The organism is Mycolicibacterium brumae (genome assembly GCF_025215495.1).
In the GTDB taxonomy this organism is placed as follows: domain Bacteria; phylum Actinomycetota; class Actinomycetes; order Mycobacteriales; family Mycobacteriaceae; genus Mycobacterium; species Mycobacterium brumae.
The window spans coordinates 1,277,827-1,299,591 of sequence record NZ_CP104302.1; the positions used below are offsets into that span (position 1 = coordinate 1,277,827).

Here is a 21,765-nt window from a genome sequence, read left to right on the forward strand (position 1 = left end):
TCATGACCGCGACGCTGGCGATTATCGGCGCCGGACCCAAGGCCGTCGCGGTGGCCGCCAAGGCCGCCGCATTGCGCGGCATGGGCGTCCCGACCCCGGAGGTCGTCGCCGTCGAACGGACCAGCGTGGCGGCCAACTGGCTGCCCGGCGGTGGATGGACCGACGGCAACCACCGATTGGGCACCGGCCCGGAGAAGGACATCGGCTTCCCGTACCGGTCCTCGGCCGCGCCGCGCCGCAACGCCGATCTGGACGCCCGCATGATGCGCTACAGCTGGCAGTCCCACCTGGTCTCGACCGGGCAGTTCGCCGAATGGGTCGACCGCGGCCGGCCCGCGCCGCCGCACCGGAAGTGGGCGCAGTATCTGCGTTGGGTCGCCGACCAGGTCGGCATGACCGTGCTGTCGGGCGAGGTCACCGAGATCGGCGTCGACGGCGACCGCTGGGCACTCGCCACCGAATCCGAACACGGCGGCGCTTCCGTCAGCGCCGACGCCCTGATGGTCACCGGGCCCGGTCAGTCCGAACGCTCGATCCTGCCCGGCAATCCGCGGGTGCTCTCGATCGCCCAGTTCTGGCACCGGGCTGCCGCGCACGAGCGGATCTGCGCCGAACGGGTGGTGGTGATCGGCGGTGGTGAGACCGCCGCGGCGATCCTCAATGAGCTGTTCGGGCACCGCGTTTCGACCATCACCGTCATCTCCCCGCAGGTCACTCTGTTCACCCGAGGCGAGGGGTACTTCGAGAACGCGTTGTTCTCCGACCCGACCGGCTGGTCCGGCCTCACCCCGGCCGAGCGTCGCGACGCCATCGCCCGCACCGACCGCGGCGTGTTCTCCGCGCGGGTGCAGGACTCATTGCTGGCCGACGACCGGATCCGGCACCTGCGTGGCCGCGTCGCGCACGCGGTGGCCCGCGACGAGCAGATCCGGGTGACGCTGCACAGCGACCGGGCCGGCGAACCCCTGGAAACCGTGCACGGATTCGACCTGGTGATCGACGGATCCGGCGCCGACGCACTGTGGTTCACCCAGCTGTTCAGTCAGGACGCGCTGGACATGATCGAGCTGAGCCTGGGCGGGCCGATGACCGGCGATCGACTGCAGGAGTCGATCGGCTACGACCTGGCGGTCGCGCAGTTGGCGCCGAAACTGTTCCTGCCCAACCTGTCCGGGCTCAATCAGGGGCCCGGCTTCCCGAACCTCAGCTGCTTGGGGCTGCTGTCCGACCGGGTGCTCGGCGCAGACCTGGGCCAGCGGCCACCGAGCGTCAACCGAAGGAGAAGCCATGGGCGTCAACCCATTCGATGATGAGAACGGCACCTTCTACGTGCTGGTCAACGACGAGGAACAGCACAGCCTGTGGCCGTCGTTCGCGGACATCCCGGCCGGCTGGACGACGGTCTTCGGCGAGGCTTCCCGCGCCGAATGCCTGTCCTATGTGGAGACCAACTGGACCGACATCCGTCCACGCAGCCTGCGGGAGTCGCTGGCCCCGTAGCGCTACCAGCCGGGACGGGGTGGCGGCGCCGACGGGGTCGGCCCCGTCCGGGGAGCCGAACCGTCCATGTCGAACACCCGGGCGTGCAGCACTGTCCGGTTCCGCAGCGCGGCCCGCACCGCCCGGTGCAGTCCGCTCTCCAGGTAGATCACGCCCTTCCAGCGCACCGCGTGCGGAAACAGATCGCCGTAGAAGGTGGAATCCTCCGACAGCAGCTTGTCCAGTTCCAGCACCTTGGTGATGGTCACCATCTCGTCGAGACGCACCTGCCGCGGCGGGATCCGCGCCCAGTCCCGGTGATCGAGTTGGTGCGCGGGATAGGGCTTGCCCTCGCGAACTCCCTTGAAAATCATCGGCCGGCCGCTTCGGCGTCTGGAGTGGGCATCCGGCCAGATTAGTGCGGTCGGCTCGGCGTCGGCGGCAGTTGGTCCACAACCGGCCGCGGGCCACGCGAGCCGGTGTGGGCCAGGTCACTTGCCGGTACCCTGATGAGCCATGACCACCGCCTATGACATTCCCGAGACGATGACCGCCAGCGTGCTGCAGAAGGTCGGCGAGATCACCCTCGAGGAACGGCCGGTGCCGCGCTGCGCGCCGGACGAGGTGCTGATCCAGGTGGCCAGCGTCGGGGTCTGCGGATCGGACACGCACTACTACACCCACGGCGCCATCGGCCCCTACGTCGTCGAGCAGCCGCTGATCCTCGGGCACGAGGCCGGCGGCCGGATTGTCGCGGTCGGCGCGGACGTGGACCCGGCGCGGATCGGCCAGCGGGTGTCCATCGAACCGCAGCGGCCCTGCCGGGTGTGCGATTTCTGCCGCTCCGGCGCCTACAACCTGTGCCCCAAGATGGCGTTCTACGCCACCCCGCCGATTGACGGCGCGTTCTGCGAATACGTGCTGATCCAGGACGACTTCGCCTACGAGGTGCCCGACGCCGTCAGCGACGACGCCGCCGCCCTGATGGAGCCGCTGTCGGTCGGCATCGCCGCCGCGCAGAAGGGCGGCATCAAGATCGGTGACACCGTGCTGATCGCCGGCGGCGGCCCGATCGGCGTCATCGCCGCGCAGGTGGCCCGCGCCTTCGGCGCCGCCGACGTGGTGGTCGCCGACATCAGCGCCGAGCGCCGGGAACTGGCCGCCAAATTCGGGGCGCGGGTGGTCGACCCGGCCGCCGAATCCACCGAGGACCTCGGCGCGCACGTGTTCATCGACGCCTCCGGCGCCACCCCGGCGATCCTCAACGGGGTGCGGTCGCTGCGCTCCGGCGGCACGGTGGTGCTGGTGGGCAGCGCCGACGTGGTGCCGTTCGAGGTGCCGGAGATCGCGATGCGCGAGCTCAACGTCACCGGGATCTTCCGCTACACCAACACCTGGCCGATCGCCCGTGAGCTGGTGGCCTCCGGCCAGGTGGACCTCGATTCGCTGGTGACCCACGTCTACGGCATCGAGCAGGTGGTCGACGCGCTCGACGCCTCCAGCGGCGGACTCAAACGCGTGGTGCGTCCCGGTGTCCGCCGCGTCGAGAACCCGCAGGCCCGCCAGTAAACTGGTCGGGTTCGGTGACGAGGGAGGTGTGCGGAGGTGGGCAGCGCCGACGACCGTCGTTTCGAAGTGCTGCGCGCGATCGTGGCCGACTTCGTCGCCACCCGCGAACCGATCGGCTCCAAAACCCTCGTCGAACGGCACAACCTCGGGGTGTCCAGCGCCACCGTCCGCAACGACATGGCGGTGCTGGAAGCCGAGGGGTACATCGCCCAGCCGCACACCAGCTCGGGCCGGGTGCCCACCGAGAAGGGCTACCGGGAGTTCGTCGACCGGCTCGACGACGTCAAACCGATGTCCAGCCCGGAGCGCAGCGCCATCCTGGAGTTCCTGGAATCCGGCGTCGACCTCGATGATGTGCTGCGCCGCGCCACGCGGCTGCTGGCTCAACTGACCCGGCAGGTCGCCGTCGTTCAATACCCGACCCTGTCGGCGTCGACGGTCCGGCACCTCGAGGTCGTCGCCTTGACCCCGGCCCGGCTGCTGCTGGTGGTGATCACCGACTCCGGCCGCGTCGACCAGCGCATCGTCGAACTCGGCAACCCGCTCGACGACGCCCAGCTGGGCCAACTGCGCGAGCTGCTGTGCAAGGCGCTGGACGGCAAACGGCTGTCGGCGGCCTCCATCGCGGTCGCTGATCTGGCCGGCCAGCTCGCCGAGGCCGGCGGCGGCCGCAATCCGCTGGCCGACGCCGTCGGCCGGGCCGCCACCGTGCTGGTGGAGACCCTCGTCGAGCACCGCGAGGAGCGGCTGTTCACCGGCGGAACGGCGAACCTGACCACCAACACCGCGGATTTCGGCGGGTCGCTGCACGCCGTGCTGGAAACGCTCGAGGAACAGGTGGTGGTGCTCAAGCTGCTGGCCGCCCAGCAGGAGCTCGGCAAGGTGACGGTCCGCATCGGGCATGAGACCGAGGTGGCCTCCGGCGCCGAGCAGATGGCCGGCACGTCGGTGGTGACCACCACGTACGGCACAATGGACACCGTCTACGGCGGCATGGGCGTGCTCGGTCCGACCCGGATGGATTATCCGGGCACCATGGCCAGCGTCGCCGCGGTTGCGTTGTACATCGGTGAGGTGCTGGGCGCGCGATAGCGCCCGCCTCGCCTCGGTAATGCGAAGACCTGGAGAAATAGCGTGGCACGGGATTACTACGGTCTACTCGGCGTGAGCAAGGACGCCGGCGACGCCGAACTCAAACGCGCCTACCGCCGGCTGGCTCGGGAACTGCACCCCGACGTCAACCCGGACGAGAAGGCGCAGGCCATGTTCAAGGAGATCTCGGTCGCCTACGAGGTGCTCAGCGATCCGGAGAAGCGCCGCATCGTCGACCTCGGGGGCGACCCGCTGGAGAACGGCGCCGCCGGCGGTGGGGGCGGGTTCGGTGGCTTCGGCGGTCTCGGTGACGTGTTCGAGGCGTTCTTCGGTGGCGGTCAGGCCGCCCGCGGCCCGATCGGCCGGGTGCGGCCCGGCTCGGACTCGCTGCTGCGGCTGCGCCTGGACCTCACCGAATGCGCGACGGGGGTGACCAAGCAGGTCACCGTCGACACCGCCATCCTGTGCGACGGCTGCCAGGGCCGCGGCACCCACGGCGACTCCCGGCCCAGCACTTGTGACACCTGCGGCGGCCGCGGCGAGGTGCAGTCGGTGCAGCGCTCCCTGCTCGGCCAGGTGATGACCTCGCGGCCCTGCCCGACCTGCCGCGGCGTCGGCGAGGTCATCCTCGACCCGTGCGACAACTGCGGCGGTGACGGCCGGGTCCGCGCCCGCCGCGAGATCAGCGTGAAGATCCCCGCCGGCGTCGGTGAGGGAATGCGGGTGCGGCTGGCCGCCCAGGGCGAGGTCGGCCCCGGCGGCGGACCGGCCGGTGATCTGTACGTCGAGGTGCACGAGAAGCCGCACGAGCACTTCATCCGCGACGGCGACGACCTGCACTGCACCATCGACGTGCCGATGGCCGACGCGGCGCTGGGCGCCACGGTGACCGTCGAGGCCATCTTGGACGGGGCGACCGAGTTGACGGTGGCCCCGGGCACCCAGCCCGGCGCGGTGGTCACCGTCCGCGGCCACGGCATGCCGCATCTGCGTTCCGGGGTCCGCGGCGACCTGCACGCGCACGTCAACGTGGTGGTGCCCACCCGGCTGGACGCCCGCGACACCGAACTGCTCACCGAGTTGCGCAATCACCGCGGCCAAGACCGCGCCCAGGTGCAGTCCGCGCGCTCCGGTGGCGCCTCGGAGCAGGGCGGCGGCATCTTCAGCCGGCTGCGCGAAACGTTCAGCGGCCGCTGAGCGGTGTCCCGGCCGCTGTTCTACGTTCCGGGGCTGCCCGACCACGGCGCGCTGGTGCTGCTCGACGGCGATGAGGGCTTCCACGCCGCGTCGGTGCGCCGCATCCGGGTCGGCGAGCAGATCGTTCTCGGCGACGGCAGCGGCGAGCTGGCCGACTGCGAGGTCGTCGAGGTCGCCAAGAAGGAGCTGACCGCCCGGGTGGACGCCCGACGGTCCGTCGCGGCGCCGACGCCGCGGGTGACCGTGGCGCAGGCGCTGCCCAAATCCGAGCGCTCCGAGTTGGCCATCGAGCTGGCCACCGAAGCCGGCGCCGACGAGTTCGTGGCCTGGCAGGCGGCGCGCTGTGTGGCCCGCTGGGACGGCCCGCGCGCGGAGAAGGGGCTGCGGCGCTGGTCGGCGGTGGCCCGCTCGGCCGCCCGGCAGTCCCGCCGCGCGCACATTCCCGTCGTGTCCGGTGTGCTGGGGACCGCCGAGCTGACCCGCCAGATCTCCGGCGGCGCCGGGTTGACGCTGGTCCTGCACGAGGACGCCGCCGTCCCGCTGGCGCAGCTGGATCCCGGCGCCGCGTCGGAGATCACGCTGATCGTCGGCCCGGAGGGCGGCATCGGCGCCGAGGAACTGGACGCGCTGATCGCCGCCGGCGCGCACCCGGTGCGGCTGGGCCCCACCGTGCTGCGCACCTCTACCGCTGCCGCCGTCGCCTTGGGCGCGTTGGGTGTGCTGACCTCACGCTGGGAGCAGGCCGAGGAGTCCGGCTTCTAGTCGACGATTCGTTGCGCCCGAACGTCGGGCAGATGGCGTGCCGCAAGTTCGTAGTCGGCGTCGTCGTGCAGAACCACCAGGCCCTGTGTCGCGGCGGTGGCGCAAACCAACAGATCAACGACCGATAGCGCGCGCGCAGCTCCGGCTGCCGCGAGCCGATACTGCGCGGAGTCGATCCATTGCCATACGCGCTTGGGCACCGGCACGTCGGGATATACCTCGGTGAACATCTGGTTCATCTGGGTGAACTCGTCGGCGTTGCGCGCCGACCGCCGAAACTCGGCACGCTGTGGTTCGCACGAGCCGATCGCGCCGGCGATCAACACCGGCCGCCACCGCTCGACGCGCTCCGGCTGGCGCTGGATGCGCCACACCGCGGACGAGTCCACCAGGAAGTGCCTCACGCCCCGGCGGTCTTCTCGTCGGCCCGCACCTGCAGCCAACCGTCGTAGTCCCAGTTCTGCGCCTGGTGCTGAGACGTCGCCAATGCGGCGATGCGTCGGTGCTGCTCGGCGTAGGCGCGCAAGGCGAGGTTCACCGCTTCCTTCTTCGTATGCACGCCGGCAATGCTCATCACGGCCGCGAGGGCATCGTCATCGAGGTCAACCTGGGTCACGGACATCTCCGCACCTCCTATGTTGGTGATGTTGTGAGTTTACCAACATGATCAACATCGGCTGGGGAAGGCTCGACGCGTTCTGATCCTGACCAGGCTGCCGTGTCGGGCGCCGACGGTAGAATGGGCCCGTCCGGACAACCCAACAGGCAGGCATAAAACCCCACGTGACGTCCCGCGATCCCGCGCCCGGCCCGTCGGTGCGCAGCACCATCGAAGTACCGTCCGACCTCGTCGTGGGCCTGTTGGGCTCCCATGATGAGAATCTGCTCGCCCTGGAGCAGGCGCTGGTCGCCGAACTGCACGTTCGCGGCAACACGGTGACCGTCACCGGGTCTCCGGCGGATGTGGCCCTGGCAGACCGGGTGATCACCGAGCTGATCGCCCTGGTCGCCGGTGGGAACCCGCTCACCCCGGACGCGGTGCGCCGCAGCGTTGGGATGGTCACCGCCCCCGGCGACACCTCCCCGGCCGAAGTGTTGAGCCTGGACATCCTGTCCCGGCGCGGCAAGACCATCCGGCCCAAGACGCTGAACCAGAAGCACTACGTCGACGCCATCGACGCGCACACCATCGTCTTCGGCATCGGGCCGGCCGGCACCGGCAAGACATACCTGGCGATGGCCAAGGCCGTGAACGCGCTGCGGTCCAAGCAGGTCAACCGGATCATCCTGACCCGCCCCGCGGTGGAGGCCGGCGAGCGCCTGGGCTTTTTGCCCGGCACGCTGAGCGAGAAGATCGACCCCTACCTGCGGCCGCTGTACGACGCGCTGCACGACATGATGGACGCCGAGGCCATCCCGAAGCTGATGAGCGCCGGGGTGATCGAGGTGGCCCCGCTGGCGTACATGCGCGGCCGCTCGCTCAATGACGCGTTCATCATCCTCGACGAGGCGCAGAACACCACCGCCGAACAGATGAAGATGTTCCTCACCCGGCTGGGCTTCGGCTCCAAGATCGTCGTCACCGGCGACATCACTCAGGTGGACCTGCCCGGTGGGGCGCGTTCCGGCCTGGGCGCGGCCATGGATATCCTCGACGGCATCGACGACATCCATTTCGCCCAGCTGACCAGTGCCGACGTGGTCCGGCACAGCCTGGTCTCCGACATCGTCGACGCCTACGCCCGCGCCGAAGGCCCCACCCCGGCCAACCGCGGGCAGCGTCGCCGGCAGCCCAGGAACACTCGGGAGGCGCGATCGTGAGCATCGAGGTGTCCAACGAGTCCGGCGTCGACGTCAGCGAGGAGGAGCTGATCAGCGTCGCCCGGTTCGTCATCGCCCAGATGGATGTCAACCCGGCCGCCGAACTGTCGATGATCCTGCTGGACCTCGAGGCGATGGCTGATCTGCACGTGCGCTGGATGGACCTGCCCGGACCGACGGATGTGATGAGCTTCCCGATGGACGAGTTGGAGCCGGGCGGGCGGCCCGACGCCGCCGACCCGAGCCCGTCCATGCTGGGTGACATCGTGCTGTGCCCGCAGTTCGCCGCCGAACAGGCCAAGGCCGCCGGCCACCCGCTGGCCCACGAGTTGGCTCTGCTCACCGTGCACGGCGTGCTGCACCTGCTCGGCTACGACCATGCCGAGCCGGACGAGGAGAAGGAGATGTTCGGCCTGCAACGCCAACTGCTCGCCGACTGGTACGACGACCAGGCGGCGCTCTATCACCGCACCCGGCAGGGGGAGCGGGACCGGCACCTGCTGGATCGCACCAGCGATTTCCACAACCACCCCGACAGCCTGTGAGCGGCCTGACGCCGCTGCTCGGCGCGATCGCCCTGATCGCCCTGGGCGGCCTGTTCTCCGCGATCGACGCCGCCATCTCCACGGTGTCGGTGGCCCGCGTCGCCGAAATGGTCCGCGACGAGCGGCCCGGCGCCGTCCGGCTGGCCGCCGTCGTCGCCGACCGGCCCCGCTACATCAGCCTGGTGGTGCTGCTGCGCATCGTCTGCGAGATCACCGCCACCGTGCTGCTGGTGGCCTACCTGGCCCAGCACATGTCTTTCTCCAAGGCGTTGCTGGTCGCGGCGGTGATCATGGTGGTGACCAGCTTCGTGCTGGTCGGGGTCGGCCCCCGCACCGTCGGCCGGCAGAACGCCTACACCATCGCCTTGATGTCTGCGGTTGGGCTGCAGGCGATCTCGGTGCTGCTGATGCCGATCAGCCGGCTGCTGGTGCTACTCGGCAACGCGGTGACACCGGGCCGCGGCTACCGCAACGGCCCGTTCGCCTCGGAGACCGAGCTGCGTGAGGTCGTCGACCTCGCCCAGCAGCGCGGCGTCGTCGCCGACGACGAACGCCGGATGATCCAGTCCGTCTTCGAACTCGGTGACACCGTCGCCCGCGAGGTGATGGTGCCGCGCACCGAGATGGTGTGGATCGAGCAGGACAAGAGCGCCGGCCAGGCCACCTCTCTGGCGGTGCGCTCCGGGCATTCCCGCATCCCGGTGATCGGCGAGAACGTCGACGACATCCTGGGCGTGGTCTATCTCAAGGACCTCGTTGAGCAGACCTACACCGCCACCGACGGCGGCCGCGGCACCAACGTCGCCGCGGTGATGCGGCCCGCGGTGTTCGTGCCGGACACCAAACCGCTGGACGCCCTGCTGCGCGACATGCAGCGCAACCGCAACCACATGGCGCTGCTGGTCGACGAGTACGGCGCCATCGCCGGCCTGGTCACCATCGAGGACGTGCTGGAGGAGATCGTCGGCGAGATCAACGACGAGTACGACGCCGACGAGGTCGCTCCGGTGCAGGAGATCGCCGAAGGCTCCTACCGGGTGTCGGCGCGGCTGCCGATCGACGACCTCGGCGAGCTGTTCGGCCTGGAGTTCGACGAGGACCTCGCCGAGTCGGTGGACACCGTCGGCGGGCTGCTGGCCGTCGACCTGGGCCGGGTGCCGCTGCCCGGCGCCGAGGTGATCAGCCACGGCCTGCGGATGCGCGCCGAAGGCCGCCGGGACCACCGCGGCCGGATGCGGATCAACACCGTCAAGGTGGACCGGCTGCCCGAACCTGACGAAGACAACGACGGGGCCGAGCGTGACTGAATTCCATTCCGGTTTCGTGTGTTTGGTGGGCCGGCCCAACACCGGCAAGTCGACGCTGACCAACGCGCTGGTCGGGGCGAAGGTCGCCATCACCTCGAACCGGCCGCAGACCACGAGGCACACGATCCGCGGCATCGTGCACCGGGAGAACTTCCAGATCATCCTGGTGGACACCCCCGGGCTGCACCGGCCGCGCACGCTGCTGGGCAAGCGGCTCAACGACCTGGTCCGCGACACCTATTCCGAGGTGGACGTGATCGGGATGTGCGTCCCGGCCGACGAGCCGATCGGCCCCGGTGACCGCTGGATCTACCAACAGCTGCGCGACGTCGCCCCGCGAACCCCGCTGGTGGTGCTGGTCACCAAGATCGACAAGGTGTCCAAGGACCGGGTGATCGCCCAATTGGCTTCGGTGGCAGAGGAATTCGGGGAGCAGGCCGCCGAGATCGTGCCGGTGTCGGCGACCACCGGCGAACAGGTCGACGTGGTGATCGACGTGCTGGCCGCCAAACTTCCGCCGGGGCCGGCGTTCTACCCCGACGGGGAGCTCACCGACGAGCCCGAGGAAACCCTGATGGCCGAGTTCATCCGGGAAGCCGCCCTGGAGGGTGTGCGCGACGAGCTGCCGCACTCGCTGGCCGTCGTCATCGAGGACGTCGAGGAGCGGCCGGGCCGCGCAGAAGACCAGGCCCTGGTCGACGTGCACGCCATCATCTACGTCGAACGCGACAGCCAGAAGGGCATCGTGATCGGCAAGGGCGGTTCGCGGCTCCGCGAGGTCGGAGCGTCCGCGCGCGGCCAGATCGAGAAGCTGCTGGGCTCCAAGGTGTACCTGGACCTGCGGGTCAAGGTCGCCAAGAACTGGCAGCGGGACCCCAAACAGCTCGGCCGGCTGGGGTTTTAGCCCTCTTCCCACCACGGGTCGGGGACCCGGGAACTCCAGCCACTGACCAACTCCAGGGCCCCGGCCAGCGACGCCAGCAGCGGCTCGCTGTTCGCCGGCCCCATCAACTGCACCCCGATCGGCAGTCCGTCGGAGGTGAACCCGGCCGGGATGTTGATCGACGGCCAGCCCAGCGCGTTCCACGGCCAGCAGCCCGGGCAGGCGGCGACGATGGCGCGGTCGGTGGCCGTCGGGCCGAGTTTGTCGAACGCGGTCACCTTCGGCGGGGGCAGCGCGGTGGTCGGGGCCAGCACCACGTCGACCAGGTCGAAGATCCGGCCGACCCGCCGCCGCGAGGCGGCCTCCTCGCGGCGGGCCCGGTCCAGCACCCGCTGTGACAGCAGCCGGCCCACCCGCATGTTCGATTTGGTCCGCGGGTCCAGATTCACCCCGTCGCCGATCCGCGACTGCCAGGCCACGATGCCGGCGGTGGAGCGGGCCAGGAAGTTCCAGCCCAGCCGCAGCCCGTAATCCGGGTTGCCCACCACCGTGGTGTGCCCGAGTTCGTCGAGCTGGCCGGCCACCCGGTCCAGCGCGTCGCGGATCTCCGGGTGCAGCTTCGCCGGGAACGCCGTGTACGGGAAGCGGGTGGACACCGCGATCTTGAGCCGGCCGGGATCCTGGGACAGCGCGTCATAGACGGCGACCGGTTCGGGGCGGTGGATGTCGCCGTCGGCGCTGCCGGAGATCGCGTCCAGGACCAGCGCGGCGTCGGCGACGGTGCGGGCCAGCACCCCGTTGACGGTGATGCCGTTGAAGGTGTCCGGCAGCGGCCAGGTGGAGATCCGGCCGCGCTGCGGTTTGATGCCGACCAGGTTGGTCCAGGCCGCCGGGATCCGCACGCTGCCGGCGCCGTCGGAGCCGATCGCGGCGGCGACCAGCCCGGCGGCCACCGCCGCAGACGCTCCGCCGGAGGACCCGCCGGGGGTGTGGTGGCGGCTCCACGGGTTGCGGGTGTGCCCGAATCCGGGCCCGCTGGTGAACGGCCACTGACCGAGCTCGCAGGTGTTGGTCTTGCCGACGATCACCGCGCCGGCCGAGCGCAGCCGGCGCACCAGCTCGCAGTCGGCGACCGCCGGCGGGACCCACCCCTCGGTGCCGAACGCGGTCGGCACCCCGGCCAGGTCCACGTCGTCCTTGATGGCGATCGGAATGCCCAGCAGCGGGGCCTGTTCCCCGGCGGCGCGGCGACGGTCGGCCGCGGCCGCCTCGGTCAGGGCCCGGTCGGTCAGCACCACCCGGAACGCGTTCAGGGTGGGTTGGCTGGCCTCGATGGCGGTCAGCGCCCGGCGGGTCAGGGTGACGGCGGTGGCCTGGCCGCTGGCCAGTTGATACAGCTGTTCGTGAACGGTGGGGAAGCGCGATGTGGCCATACTGGCTGTAAGCCTAGCCACTTGCGCCGGGTTGTCCGGTCCGCTCGCGGCGCGCGTCCCGGAGATTGTCGGCGCCCGGCGCCAGACTGTGTCCCCATGCGGCTGTATCGGGACCGGGCGGTGGTGCTGCGCCAGCACAAGCTCGGCGAGGCCGACCGCATCGTGACCCTGCTGACCCGCGACAACGGCCTGGTCCGCGCGGTGGCCAAGGGGGTGCGGCGCACCCGTAGCAAGTTCGGGGCGCGGCTGGAGCCGTTCGCCCACATCGACGTGCAGCTGCACCGCGGCCGCAACCTGGACATCGTCACCCAGGTGCAGGCCATCGACGCGTTCGCCACCGGCATCGTCAGCGACTACGGCCGCTACACCTGCGCCTGCGCGGTCCTGGAGACCGCCGAGCGCCTCGCCGGCGAGGAGCGCGCCCCCGCGCGGGCGCTGCACCAACTGACCGTCGGCGCGCTGCGCGCGGTGTCCGACGGGTCCCGGCCCCGGGATCTGGTGCTCGACGCCTACCTGCTGCGGGCCATGTCGATCGCCGGGTGGGCGCTGGCGCTGACCGAATGCGCCCGCTGCGCCACCCCGGGCCCGCACCGGGCGTTCCACATCGGCGCCGGTGGCAGCGTCTGCGTGCACTGCCGGCCGTCGGGCTCGATGACCCCGCCGCAGCAGGTGCTGGAGCTGATGTCAGCGCTGCACGACGGGGACTGGCCGACTGCCGAACGGGCCACCGCTTCGCACCGCAGCCAGGCCAGCGGTTTGGTGGCCGCGCAGTTGCAGTGGCATCTGGAGCGCAAGCTGCGCACCCTGCCGCTGGTGGAGCGAACCCCGGTCGAGCACAGCGCGGGCTGAGGCGGCGCCCGGCACGCGCCGTCAGCAGTCGACGGGGCCGTGCACGACGGCCCACGCCCTGCCCGCCGGATCGGCGATGGCGGGGAGCTCGGAGTTCGGGGCCGCACGCGCGGCTTTCCGGCACGCCGCGTCACCGCACCGGTGCGGCGCCACCTCGTCGTTCGGCAGGCGCACCCAGAGCTGGAGTTTCAACTCTTCGTCGTGGATCTTCTCGGCCGAGAGCACCGGGAGTGTGTGCGACGCCCCGGCCTTGAGCAGCGCGACGGTGCCGGTTTCCTTCTCGCCGGCGTCGACCCACAGGGCCACGCCGATGATCACGATGAACACGCAGAACAGCAGCATCGCCGCCACCGCCCACACGTTCGGGATCACCACCAGGGCAGTCCCCGCGGCGACCAGGCCGAACGCGCCCAACAGCATCGCGAACACGCGCTGGGCCGCCGCACTGCGGCGACTCGTCAGGTGGACCTCGCTCCACTCCGGCGCCCCCGTGTCGGACATGGCACGACTTTAGAGGCGTCCGGGGATCTCCCGGGCCGCGCACCCGATCGGCGGACCGGTCGGGCAGGATATGGCCCATGGCATTGAAACGGGACCGGGGATCGGAGTTTCCGCAGCTGCCGCCGGCGCCTGAGGACTATCCGGTGTTCCCGGACACCTCCAGTTGGCCGGTGGTGTTCCCGGAGCTTCCGCCGGTCCCCGGCGGCGGCCCGCTGCGCCCGCCGCAGCACCCGTCCAAGGCCGCCGCGCCGCTGATCCCGGCCGACCAGCTGCCCAATCACGTGGCGGTGGTGATGGACGGCAACGGCCGGTGGGCCCAGCAGCGCGGCCTGAGCCGCACCGAGGGCCACAAGATGGGCGAGGCGGTGCTCATCGACATCACCTGCGGCGCCATCGAGCTGGGCATCAAACACCTGTCGGTGTACGCGTTCTCGACCGAGAACTGGCGTCGTTCCACCGACGAGGTCCGATTCCTGATGGGCTTCAACCGCGAGGTGGTGCGACGCCGCCGGGTGGCGCTGGACATCATGGGCGTGAAAATGCGCTGGGTCGGCTCCCGATCCCGGATGTGGCGCAGCGTGATGAAGGAATTCGACATCGCCGAGAACATGACGCTGACCAACGACACGATCACCGTCAACTACTGCGTGAACTACGGCGGTCGCACCGAGATCGCCGAGTCGGCGCGCACCATCGCCCGGCTGGCCGCCGACGGTCTGATCAACCCGGAGCGGGTCGACGAGGACACCGTCGCCCAGCACCTGATCCGCCCCGACATCCCCGACGTGGACCTGTTCATCCGCACCTCCGGCGAACAGCGGGCCAGCAACTTCCTGCTGTGGCAGTCCGCGTACGCCGAGTACGTGTTCCAGGACAAGCTGTGGCCGGACTACGACCGCCGCGACCTGTGGGCGGCCTGCGAGGAGTACGTGCACCGCAACCGGCGATTCGGCCGGGCCTGAGCATGCCGGACCTGCTGGCCCGGCTGGCCTCGGCGTTGCAGGACGCGGCGACCGTGACGGTGGAGGCCGACGGGGCGCTGACGGTGGCCACCGCCGGTTCGGTCGCCTCGGTGCGGGTGGTGCCGCTGGCCGACGACCTGGAAATCGTGTCGCTCAACCAGCCGCTGGCCTGGGACCTGCCCGGCGACGACGCCACCCGGGAGGTGGTTCTCCGGCACGCGGCGGCCACCATGCTGGGCACGGTCACGCTGGTCGACCGCGACGACAACGTCGCCGACGTGATGCTGCGCTACAACTTTCCCGGCACCGGGCTCTCCGATGACGCGCTGCGGACGCTGGTGCTGATGGTGCTGGCCACCGGGGCCGACATCAGGGCCGAATTGCTCTCCTAGCAGGCTTTGTCTGATTGGCCCGCTTGATCGTCAGCAGGCTCTGTCTGATTGGCCTGCTTCCTCATCGCGGCTCGTTCCTCGCCGCTTGATCGTCAGCAGGCCGGGCACGTCCCGAAGATCTCGATGGTGTGGCTGACATCGGAAAAGCCATGTGCCGCAGCGACTTCGGAGGCCCAGGTCTCCACCGCCGGGCCGTCGACCTCCACCGTCGCGCCGCAGCTGCGGCAGACCAGGTGATGGTGATGGTGCGGGCCGGAGCAGACCCGGTACACCGATTCGCCGTTGTCGGTGCGCAAGGTGTCGACCTGGTTGGCGGCCGCCATGGTCTGCAGGGTGCGGTAGACGGTGGTCAGACCGATGTTCTCGCCGCGGCGGCGAAGTTCGTCGTGCAGCTCCTGGGCGGAGCGGAACTCCGACACGCTGTCGAGCAGGTCGGTGATGGCCGCCCGCTGGCGGGTCGACCGGGTGGCTTTGACTTCGGTCACGGGTGGTCCTCTCCGGCGTGGGCGACGGCGTCGGCCACGATATGGGCCAGGTGGTGGTCGACGAGGCGGTAGACCATCTCGCGCCCGGAGCGCTGCGCGGCCACCACACCGGCCGCGCGCAGCACCCGCAGGTGCTGGCTGACCAGCGGTTGGGGGACCCCGACGGCGTCGACCAGTTCGTGCACCCGGCGGGGGGTGTCCTGCAGTTGCAGCACGATCGCGATCCGCAGCGGCGCGGCCAGGGCCCGCAGCAGGTTGCCGGCGGCCTCCAGCAGGGCCGGGTCGGGCAGACCGGTGGCCGGCGTGAGTTCGTCGTCGGTGGTGCTGATCACGGCCCTCCACGCTCCTCGTAAATGGAAACGATTTTCAGCTTACCCGAAATATGCAGGACCGCGCATGTCATCGGGTGGCCGCGTGCCGTCCCGTGCGAGTCGCAAGGGCTCAACCGTCTAGGCTGATCGGGTTGCCTTCCCCCCATTAAGGAGTGCCGAGCGCCATGGCGTCCGTCATCGATACCGTCGTCAACCTGGCCAAGCGCCGCGGCCTGGTCTACCCGTCCGGGGAGATCTACGGCGGCACGAAGTCCGCCTGGGACTACGGGCCATTGGGTGTGGAGCTCAAGGAGAACGTCAAGAAGCAGTGGTGGCGGTCCATGGTGACCAGCCGCGACGACGTCGTCGGCCTGGATTCCTCGATCATCCTGCCGCGTGAGGTGTGGGTGGCCTCCGGCCACGTCGAGGTCTTCAACGATCCGCTCGTCGAGTGCCTGAACTGCCACAAGCGGCACCGCCAGGACCACATGCAGGAGGCGTACGTCGCCCGCAAGGGCGCCAAGGAGGGCATCACCGACCCCGATCAGGTGTCGATGACCGAGATCGTCTGCCCGGACTGCGGGGCCAAGGGCCAGTGGACCGAGCCGCGCGAATTCAACATGATGCTCAAGACCTACCTCGGGCCGATCGAGTCCGAGGAAGGCATGCACTATCTGCGCCCGGAGACCGCGCAGGGCATCTTCGTCAACTTCGCCAATGTGGTGACCACCTCGCGCAAGAAGCCGCCGTTCGGCATCGCCCAGATCGGCAAGAGTTTCCGCAACGAGATCACCCCGGGCAACTTCATCTTCCGCACCCGCGAGTTCGAGCAGATGGAGATGGAGTTCTTCGTCGAGCCGTCGACGGCGCCGGAGTGGCACAAGTACTGGATCGAGACCCGTCGGCAGTGGTACATCGACCTGGGCATCAATCCGGAGAACCTGCGGCTGTACGACCACCCCAAGGAGAAGCTGTCGCACTACTCCGACGGCACCGTGGACATCGAGTACAAGTTCGGCTTCTCCGGCAGCGGCTGGGGTGAGTTGGAGGGCATCGCCAACCGGACGAACTTCGACCTGTCGACGCACTCCAAGCATTCCGGCGCCGACCTGTCGTTTTACGACCAGGCCGCCGACACTCGCTACGTGCCGTACGTGATCGAACCGGCAGCCGGCCTGACCCGGTCGTTCATGGCGTTCCTGGTCGACGCGTACCACGAGGACGAGGCGCCCAACGCCAAGGGCGGCGTCGACAAGCGCACGGTGCTGCGGCTGGATCCGCGGCTGGCCCCGGTCAAGGCCGCGGTGCTGCCGCTTTCGCGCAACGCCGAGCTGTCGCCGAAGGCCCGCGATCTGGCCGCCGAGCTGCGGCAGAACTGGAACATCGAGTTCGACGACGCCAGCGCGATCGGCCGTCGCTACCGTCGTCAGGACGAGATCGGCACCCCGTTCTGCGTGACGGTGGACTTCGACACGCTGGAAGACCACGCGGTGACCATCCGCGAGCGCGACACCATGTCCCAGGAGCGGGTGGCGTTGTCGGAGGTTTCGGACTACCTGGCCGTTCGGCTCAAGGGCTGCTGAGGAGGCTGGGAGCACGGAGGGTCCGGGGAATCCGGAGTTCCGCCCGCCCCGAATCCCGGCTGCGCAGGGGTCCGTGCTGTCCTGGACATCTGCGCTCGTCTCACAAGTCCCTGGCGTCTCAGGGGTCCCAGCCGCACCTAGCGAGAAGCGCTTCGCCGTTTGTCCGCCTATGAGCGACGGATTCCCAACTTGAGCGACACGGTCTCACCTTCAGCGACACGGTGTGCCGGGGCGGTCCGCGCTGTTTGGCTCGCGGAGCGCAAGCCGCCGCGCAGCCGCAGCGGGCAAACAATGCGCCTCTTATGCACCTCAGCTTGTCGTTGGCGCTGAGACGCTGCCACTCACTGTTGATCTCGCTTGGACGTTTTAGTCGCTGTCGCTCAGGCTGAGACGCTGTCGCTCAGGTTGGGAATCTGTCGCTCGTAGGCGGACGGTGAGGTTTCCGCTTTCCGCTCGGTGCCTCCGGGGCAGGTGGTGACGGTGTTGCTGATGTGACACCCGTTCTCGTAGACCGTCCGTTCTCGTAGACCTCCTCGCCCGCGTACCCACGCCCGGCGCGCCGAACCGGCGTACCCACGCCAGCGGGGGACCTAGAACCGCCCGCCGCTGTAATTGCGGCCCGAGGACCGTGACGCCCCGCCGTAGGAGCTCGGCCGCCCGGCGCTGCGGCCACCACCCCAGGAACCGCCGCCCCAGGAGCCCCCGTAGCCGCGACCGCGGCCGCCGCCCATCATCGAGCCGATGATGATCCCGCCGAGCACCGAGCCGATATCCGACCCACCGCCGGTCCCGCGGCCGCTGAAACCGCCGGGCCCGCCGTACATCTGGCGCTGAGAGGCCCGCACATCGTCATTGGCCAGGGTCTGCGCCTGGGCCGCCAGGGTGGAAGCCCCGTTGGCGTGCGCGATCGCCTCGGCCGGGTTGGTGGCGCGCTTGGCGCGGGCGGCCTCCAGCTGGCGGACCGCCTCGGCCAGCCGGGTGCGCGCTTCGGGCCCGATGCTGCCGCGGCGGGTGTCGATGAAGTCCGACACCGCCTTGACCCGGGATTCCGCGGTGAACAACGCCTGGTCCAGCATGCGGGCCTGCTTCTCGGCCTCCTGGCGGGCCGCGTCGACGACCGCCAGCACCCGGTCCAGGTCGGCGTCGGCGGCGGTGACCCGGCCGAACGCGCCCAGCGGGTCGGACTCACCGGCGCGCTGGGCGACCTGGACCGCCGCCACCGCGGCGTCCCGGGCCGCCCGGAGCTCGGCGGCCGATGGGGCGTCGGCCGACGTCAGCAGCGTGCCGGCGGCGTCGATGCCGCGCTGGATGTCGGCGAGGGCTTCCGGCAGCGCGGCGGTCGCCCGCTTGATGTCCGACGCCGCGCTGTCCACGGCGTCCAACAGGGTGTCGGCCTGACCCAACGCGCCCTCGGCAGAATGGATGGCGTCGATCAGTTCGCTCTGGTCACCGGCCGGCCGGGCCAACAGCTCCCGGCCCCGGGTGATGCTGGCGTCGGCGAAGGTCAGCCGGTCCCGCGCCTCGCCGATATTGCCCGTCACCGAGGCCAGCGCGGTGTCGGAGAATTGCTCGTGCAGGCCCTGCAGCACCGCCTTCGCCGGTTCCACCCGGGCGGTCAGCGCCACCAGCTCGCGGGTCAGCGCGTCGAGCCGGTCCGGGGCGTTGATCAGCAGGTTGCGCAGTTCCTCGAACGCCGCGGTCTGCGTCTCCAGCTCGCGGTCGGCCCGGCCGGCCGAGGTGATCACCCGGGTCAGCATCTCGCGGCGCTGCAGCGGTGTTTCCGGGATGGAGTCATCCAGGGTCTGGCGCACCGTGAAGGCCTGGGACAGTGCGGATCTGGCGTTCTCGACGGCTGCGCGGAACGGCGCGGTGCGCTCGGGGCCGAATTCGCCGACGGCCAACTCCAACTCGTGCTCGCTGGTTCGCACCGCGTTGTCGACGTCGACCACAATGTCGCGGGCCAATGCGTCCAGCGCGTCCAGCGACAGCGGCGCCAACTGCGCCGGATCGGTCGGGTCCACCCGTTTGGCCGCGGCGATCTCGTCGCGCCGCCGTTTGCGCCCGCGGATCCGCAGCCACCCCCATAGCGCCAGCCCGGCCAGCGCGAGCACCACCAGCACCGGCCACATCGACGCCGCCGAGCCGCCCGACCCCGACGAGGACCCGGAGCCCTTGCCCTGCGCCAGCCCTTCGGCCGCGCCGATCGCCGCGCCGGCCCAGTCGTCCTTGCGCAGCGCGGGCTCGACCCGGGAACGACGCACATTGTCGGTCAGCGTGGAACTGCCGCCGGTCATCGACGGGTCGACCACGAACGCGAACGAGCGCTCGCCGGTGGCGATGGCCAGCAGGGCGTCGTCGTTGCCGAAGTCGGACAGCTTCTCCGTCTGCTGTGCCCAGCTCATCCACCCCATGCCGTCGAAGTCCTCGACGTAGACCACCCACAGCTTGATGCCGGTCTTGTCGAACAGGGTGTCCACCGCGTCGCCGACTTCCGAGCGCTGCGAACCGGACAGCACGCCGGCGGAGTCGGTGACGTAGGTGTTCAGCCGCATCGGGGGTTCGGCGAGCGCGGCGGGGGCTGCCAGCAACGCGGTCATCAGCACCGCGAGCAGCATGCCGAGGAATCGGGGGAGGCGCATGTGCACAATCTATGCCCGGTGATGGCGGGCTTGGGCGGCAAGTGCGCCTCCGGCTGGCACACTGTGTCCATCATGGGCGAGCACTACACCGCGTTCGACACCGAACGCCTGGTCATCGAAGCGCCCAAGTCCGCCGGGGTGCCCGGCGCGGACACCGAGCATCGCCGTGATTTCGCCCGGGACCGGGCCCGGGTGCTGCACTGCGCGGCGCTGCGGCGACTGGCCGACAAAACGCAGGTCGTCGGACCGCGCGACGGTGACACCCCGCGCACCCGGCTGACCCATTCGCTGGAGGTGGCCCAGATCGGCCGCGGCATGGCGATCGGGTTGGGCGCCGACCCGGACCTCGTCGACCTCGCCGGGCTGGCCCATGACATCGGCCACCCGCCCTACGGGCACAACGGCGAACGCGAACTCAACCGGATCGCCGCCGACTTCGGCGGGTTCGAGGGCAACGCGCAGAACTTCCGGATCCTGACCCGGCTCGAACCCAAGGTCATCACCGCCGACGGGGCCTCGGCCGGGCTGAACCTGACCCGCTCGGCCCTCGACGCGGTCACCAAATACCCGTGGCCGCGCGAGCCCGGCCGCGCCGGCCCCACCAAGTTCGCCTTCTACGACGACGACCTGCCCGCCGCGCGCTGGGTGCGCGAGGGCGCCCCGGCGGCCTGGCCGTGCCTGGAGGCGCAGGTGATGGACTGGGCCGACGACGTCGCCTACTCGGTGCACGACGTCGAGGACGGCGTGATCTCCGGGCGCATCGACATGCGGGTGCTGGCCGATCCGGAAGCGTCCGCGGCGCTGGCCGAACTCGGCGACTCCACCCACGGCGCGGACTACGACGATCTGCTGGCCGCCGCCGGGCGACTGTCGAAGATGCCGGTGGTGGCCGCGGTCGGCCGCTACGACGGCACGCTGGCCGCCTCCGGCGCCCTCAAGCAGCTGACCTCCGAGCTGGTCGGCCGATTCGCGAACGCCGCCATCGCCGCCACCCGGGAGGTGATGGGGGAGGCGCCGCTGCGGCGCTACGACGCCGACCTGGAGGTTCCGCCGCTGGTCCGCGCGGAGGTCGCGGTGCTGAAAACTCTTGCGCTGCAATACATCATGAGCAATCCGCGGCATCTGGCCATCCAGCAGGTGCAGCGCGAGCGGATCGCCGCGGTCTACGAACTGCTGCTGCACGGCGCGCCTGCGTCGTTGGACCCGCTGCTGCGCCCGGCGTTCGACAACGCCCCGGACGACGACGCGCGCCGACGCGTGGTCGTCGACCAGATCGCCTCCTGCACCGAGACCCGGCTGGAGCGCTTCCTGGTCAGCTCGTGACGGTTCAGAACAGGTCGTAGACGAAGCGATACCAATCGCCGTCGTAGTGAGTGAGCTTCATCTGATTGAGCGGTTTGGCCGGTGGGCCGTCTGGTAAGCGCACCCAGCCGGAGCTGCTCATGAACGAGCCGTATTCGAACAGGTGGCAGGCGCCGTCCATCCGCCGGATCTCCTCCAGGTGGATGGCGCCCACCCAGATCGGTGACGTGGTCTCCTGGCACGCGTCGGCGGCACGCTCCATCGCGCCGCGGGACACCGCCCATTGCAGACGCGGAATCAGCCCGATCGCCAGCGCGGCCACCACCACGATCAACACCGGTGGCAGCGCCCACCTGGCCGCCGCCCACCGTCGTCCGGAATAGCGCGACAGCCCGAGGACCGCCAGCACCAGCCAGACCAATCCGCACCCGGCCAGCGCGTAGAGCCCGAAGATCAGGACCAGCAGCGGTTCGAACACCGCGGCGGCGCCGGCCAGCATCCACAGGCAGGTGGCCCCGGCCGCCACGGTCACCAACGCCATGCACACCCGCCACCAACGCGGCAGCCGACTCTCGGCGAACGGCACGGCGCGCGAATCGGCGTCGTTGAGGCTCACCAGCGATCCCTCCTCGGCGCTCGGCGGTCCGGTTCAG

23 protein-coding genes and 1 pseudogene are annotated in these 21,765 nt (G+C 70.2%); 15 read left to right on the top strand and 9 right to left on the bottom strand.

All coding sequences use genetic code 11. The features are described 5' to 3' along the window. Window positions 1-2: 2 nt before the first annotated feature. Both mbtG and L2Z93_RS06250 read left to right on the top strand, forming a co-directional pair. Window positions 3-1,310, top strand: a complete 1,308-nt coding sequence (gene mbtG, locus L2Z93_RS06245) for an NADPH-dependent L-lysine N(6)-monooxygenase MbtG (RefSeq protein WP_090592609.1) — start codon at window positions 3-5, stop codon at window positions 1,308-1,310. Then, on the top strand, window positions 1,288-1,500 hold the full coding sequence (locus L2Z93_RS06250) for an MbtH family protein (protein WP_090592605.1): 213 nt from the start codon (window positions 1,288-1,290) through the stop codon (window positions 1,498-1,500). The genes mbtG and L2Z93_RS06250 overlap by 23 nt, the downstream gene beginning before the upstream one ends. 2 nt (window positions 1,501-1,502) lie before the next feature. On the opposite strand, the gene L2Z93_RS06255 is transcribed toward L2Z93_RS06250, so the two are convergent. Further along, window positions 1,503-1,853 carry a type II toxin-antitoxin system VapB family antitoxin gene (locus L2Z93_RS06255; RefSeq protein WP_090592601.1) on the bottom strand — a complete coding sequence of 117 codons (351 nt, stop codon included), beginning with the start codon at window positions 1,851-1,853 and terminating at the stop codon, window positions 1,503-1,505. Window positions 1,854-1,995: 142 nt separating this feature from the next. Between L2Z93_RS06255 and L2Z93_RS06260 the strand changes: the two genes are divergently transcribed. The 4 genes from L2Z93_RS06260 to L2Z93_RS06275 are packed head-to-tail and all read left to right on the top strand — an operon-like array spanning window position 1,996 to window position 6,099. Next, the gene (locus L2Z93_RS06260; protein ID WP_090592598.1) at window positions 1,996-3,048 is read left to right on the top strand and encodes an NAD(P)-dependent alcohol dehydrogenase; all 1,053 of its coding nucleotides are present in this window, start codon (window positions 1,996-1,998) and stop codon (window positions 3,046-3,048) included. 36 nt (window positions 3,049-3,084) lie between these two features. After that, on the top strand, window positions 3,085-4,140 hold the full coding sequence (gene hrcA / locus L2Z93_RS06265; protein ID WP_090592594.1) for a heat-inducible transcriptional repressor HrcA: 1,056 nt from the start codon (window positions 3,085-3,087) through the stop codon (window positions 4,138-4,140). 42 nt (window positions 4,141-4,182) lie between these two features. Next, entirely contained in the window at window positions 4,183-5,337 is a 1,155-nt protein-coding gene (gene dnaJ, locus L2Z93_RS06270; RefSeq protein ID WP_090592590.1) for a molecular chaperone DnaJ, read from the top strand. A 3-nt stretch (window positions 5,338-5,340) separates the two neighbouring features. Next, on the top strand, window positions 5,341-6,099 hold the full coding sequence (locus L2Z93_RS06275) for a 16S rRNA (uracil(1498)-N(3))-methyltransferase (RefSeq protein WP_090592586.1): 759 nt from the start codon (window positions 5,341-5,343) through the stop codon (window positions 6,097-6,099). On the opposite strand, the gene L2Z93_RS06280 is transcribed toward L2Z93_RS06275, so the two are convergent. Together L2Z93_RS06280 and L2Z93_RS06285 are read right to left on the bottom strand one after the other, a co-directional pair. Next, on the bottom strand, window positions 6,096-6,488 hold the full coding sequence (locus L2Z93_RS06280) for a PIN domain-containing protein (RefSeq protein ID WP_324611376.1): 393 nt from the start codon (window positions 6,486-6,488) through the stop codon (window positions 6,096-6,098). The genes L2Z93_RS06275 and L2Z93_RS06280 overlap by 4 nt on opposite strands. Window positions 6,489-6,571: 83 nt before the next feature. Further along, window positions 6,572-6,721, bottom strand: a pseudogene (locus L2Z93_RS06285) (type II toxin-antitoxin system VapB family antitoxin); the annotation flags it as partial. Window positions 6,722-6,882: 161 nt separating this feature from the next. On the opposite strand from L2Z93_RS06285, the gene L2Z93_RS06290 reads away from it, so the two are divergent. The 4 genes from L2Z93_RS06290 to era are packed head-to-tail and all read left to right on the top strand — an operon-like array spanning window position 6,883 to window position 10,676. Then, the gene (locus tag L2Z93_RS06290; protein WP_234786244.1) at window positions 6,883-7,920 is read left to right on the top strand and encodes a PhoH family protein; all 1,038 of its coding nucleotides are present in this window, start codon (window positions 6,883-6,885) and stop codon (window positions 7,918-7,920) included. After that, window positions 7,917-8,465, top strand: coding sequence for an rRNA maturation RNase YbeY (gene ybeY, locus L2Z93_RS06295; RefSeq protein WP_090592571.1), 549 nt, complete (start codon window positions 7,917-7,919; stop codon window positions 8,463-8,465). The genes L2Z93_RS06290 and ybeY overlap by 4 nt, the downstream gene beginning before the upstream one ends. Next, window positions 8,462-9,772, top strand: a complete 1,311-nt coding sequence (locus L2Z93_RS06300) for a hemolysin family protein (RefSeq protein ID WP_090592567.1) — start codon at window positions 8,462-8,464, stop codon at window positions 9,770-9,772. Before ybeY ends, L2Z93_RS06300 begins: the two co-directional genes overlap by 4 nt. Then, on the top strand, window positions 9,765-10,676 hold the full coding sequence (era, locus tag L2Z93_RS06305; protein ID WP_090592563.1) for a GTPase Era: 912 nt from the start codon (window positions 9,765-9,767) through the stop codon (window positions 10,674-10,676). The genes L2Z93_RS06300 and era overlap by 8 nt, the downstream gene beginning before the upstream one ends. Here era and L2Z93_RS06310 read toward each other — a convergent pair. Beyond that, window positions 10,673-12,088, bottom strand: a complete 1,416-nt coding sequence (locus L2Z93_RS06310) for an amidase (RefSeq protein WP_090592559.1) — start codon at window positions 12,086-12,088, stop codon at window positions 10,673-10,675. The two genes, era and L2Z93_RS06310, sit on opposite strands and share 4 nt — an antisense overlap. A gap of 96 nt (window positions 12,089-12,184) precedes the next feature. Here L2Z93_RS06310 and recO point away from each other — a divergent pair, with 96 nt between their 5' ends. Next, complete coding sequence (gene recO, locus L2Z93_RS06315) at window positions 12,185-12,937, top strand: DNA repair protein RecO (RefSeq protein ID WP_090592556.1); 753 nt, start codon at window positions 12,185-12,187, stop codon at window positions 12,935-12,937. 21 nt (window positions 12,938-12,958) lie between these two features. On the opposite strand, the gene L2Z93_RS06320 is transcribed toward recO, so the two are convergent. Further along, window positions 12,959-13,438: a hypothetical protein gene (locus L2Z93_RS06320; RefSeq protein WP_128111916.1), complete on the bottom strand. Its 480-nt coding sequence runs from the start codon at window positions 13,436-13,438 to the stop codon at window positions 12,959-12,961. A 77-nt stretch (window positions 13,439-13,515) separates the two neighbouring features. Between L2Z93_RS06320 and L2Z93_RS06325 the strand changes: the two genes are divergently transcribed. Then, on the top strand, window positions 13,516-14,400 hold the full coding sequence (locus L2Z93_RS06325) for a decaprenyl diphosphate synthase (protein ID WP_090592548.1): 885 nt from the start codon (window positions 13,516-13,518) through the stop codon (window positions 14,398-14,400). A gap of 2 nt (window positions 14,401-14,402) precedes the next feature. Beyond that, window positions 14,403-14,792 carry a hypothetical protein gene (locus L2Z93_RS06330; protein WP_090592544.1) on the top strand — a complete coding sequence of 130 codons (390 nt, stop codon included), beginning with the start codon at window positions 14,403-14,405 and terminating at the stop codon, window positions 14,790-14,792. Between the two features lie 92 nt (window positions 14,793-14,884). Here L2Z93_RS06330 and L2Z93_RS06335 read toward each other — a convergent pair whose 3' ends face one another. Continuing rightward, window positions 14,885-15,277 (bottom strand): Fur family transcriptional regulator, encoded by a 393-nt coding sequence (locus L2Z93_RS06335; protein ID WP_090592540.1) that lies wholly within the window; start codon window positions 15,275-15,277, stop codon window positions 14,885-14,887. After that, window positions 15,274-15,609 carry an ArsR/SmtB family transcription factor gene (locus L2Z93_RS06340; RefSeq protein WP_090592536.1) on the bottom strand — a complete coding sequence of 112 codons (336 nt, stop codon included), beginning with the start codon at window positions 15,607-15,609 and terminating at the stop codon, window positions 15,274-15,276. Before L2Z93_RS06340 ends, L2Z93_RS06335 begins: the two co-directional genes overlap by 4 nt. 164 nt (window positions 15,610-15,773) lie before the next feature. Between L2Z93_RS06340 and L2Z93_RS06345 the strand changes: the two genes are divergently transcribed. After that, window positions 15,774-17,171, top strand: coding sequence for a glycine--tRNA ligase (locus L2Z93_RS06345; RefSeq protein WP_090592643.1), 1,398 nt, complete (start codon window positions 15,774-15,776; stop codon window positions 17,169-17,171). 590 nt (window positions 17,172-17,761) lie between these two features. Here L2Z93_RS06345 and L2Z93_RS06350 read toward each other — a convergent pair. Then, entirely contained in the window at window positions 17,762-19,810 is a 2,049-nt protein-coding gene (locus L2Z93_RS06350; protein WP_090592533.1) for a TPM domain-containing protein, read from the bottom strand. A 72-nt stretch (window positions 19,811-19,882) separates the two neighbouring features. Here L2Z93_RS06350 and L2Z93_RS06355 point away from each other — a divergent pair, with 72 nt between their 5' ends. Continuing rightward, window positions 19,883-21,133: a deoxyguanosinetriphosphate triphosphohydrolase gene (locus L2Z93_RS06355; RefSeq protein ID WP_090592640.1), complete on the top strand. Its 1,251-nt coding sequence runs from the start codon at window positions 19,883-19,885 to the stop codon at window positions 21,131-21,133. A gap of 4 nt (window positions 21,134-21,137) precedes the next feature. Here the strand turns inward: L2Z93_RS06355 and L2Z93_RS06360 are convergent, their stop codons facing one another. Next, the gene (locus tag L2Z93_RS06360; protein ID WP_090592529.1) at window positions 21,138-21,728 is read right to left on the bottom strand and encodes a hypothetical protein; all 591 of its coding nucleotides are present in this window, start codon (window positions 21,726-21,728) and stop codon (window positions 21,138-21,140) included. Between the last annotated feature and the right edge of the window lie 37 nt (window positions 21,729-21,765).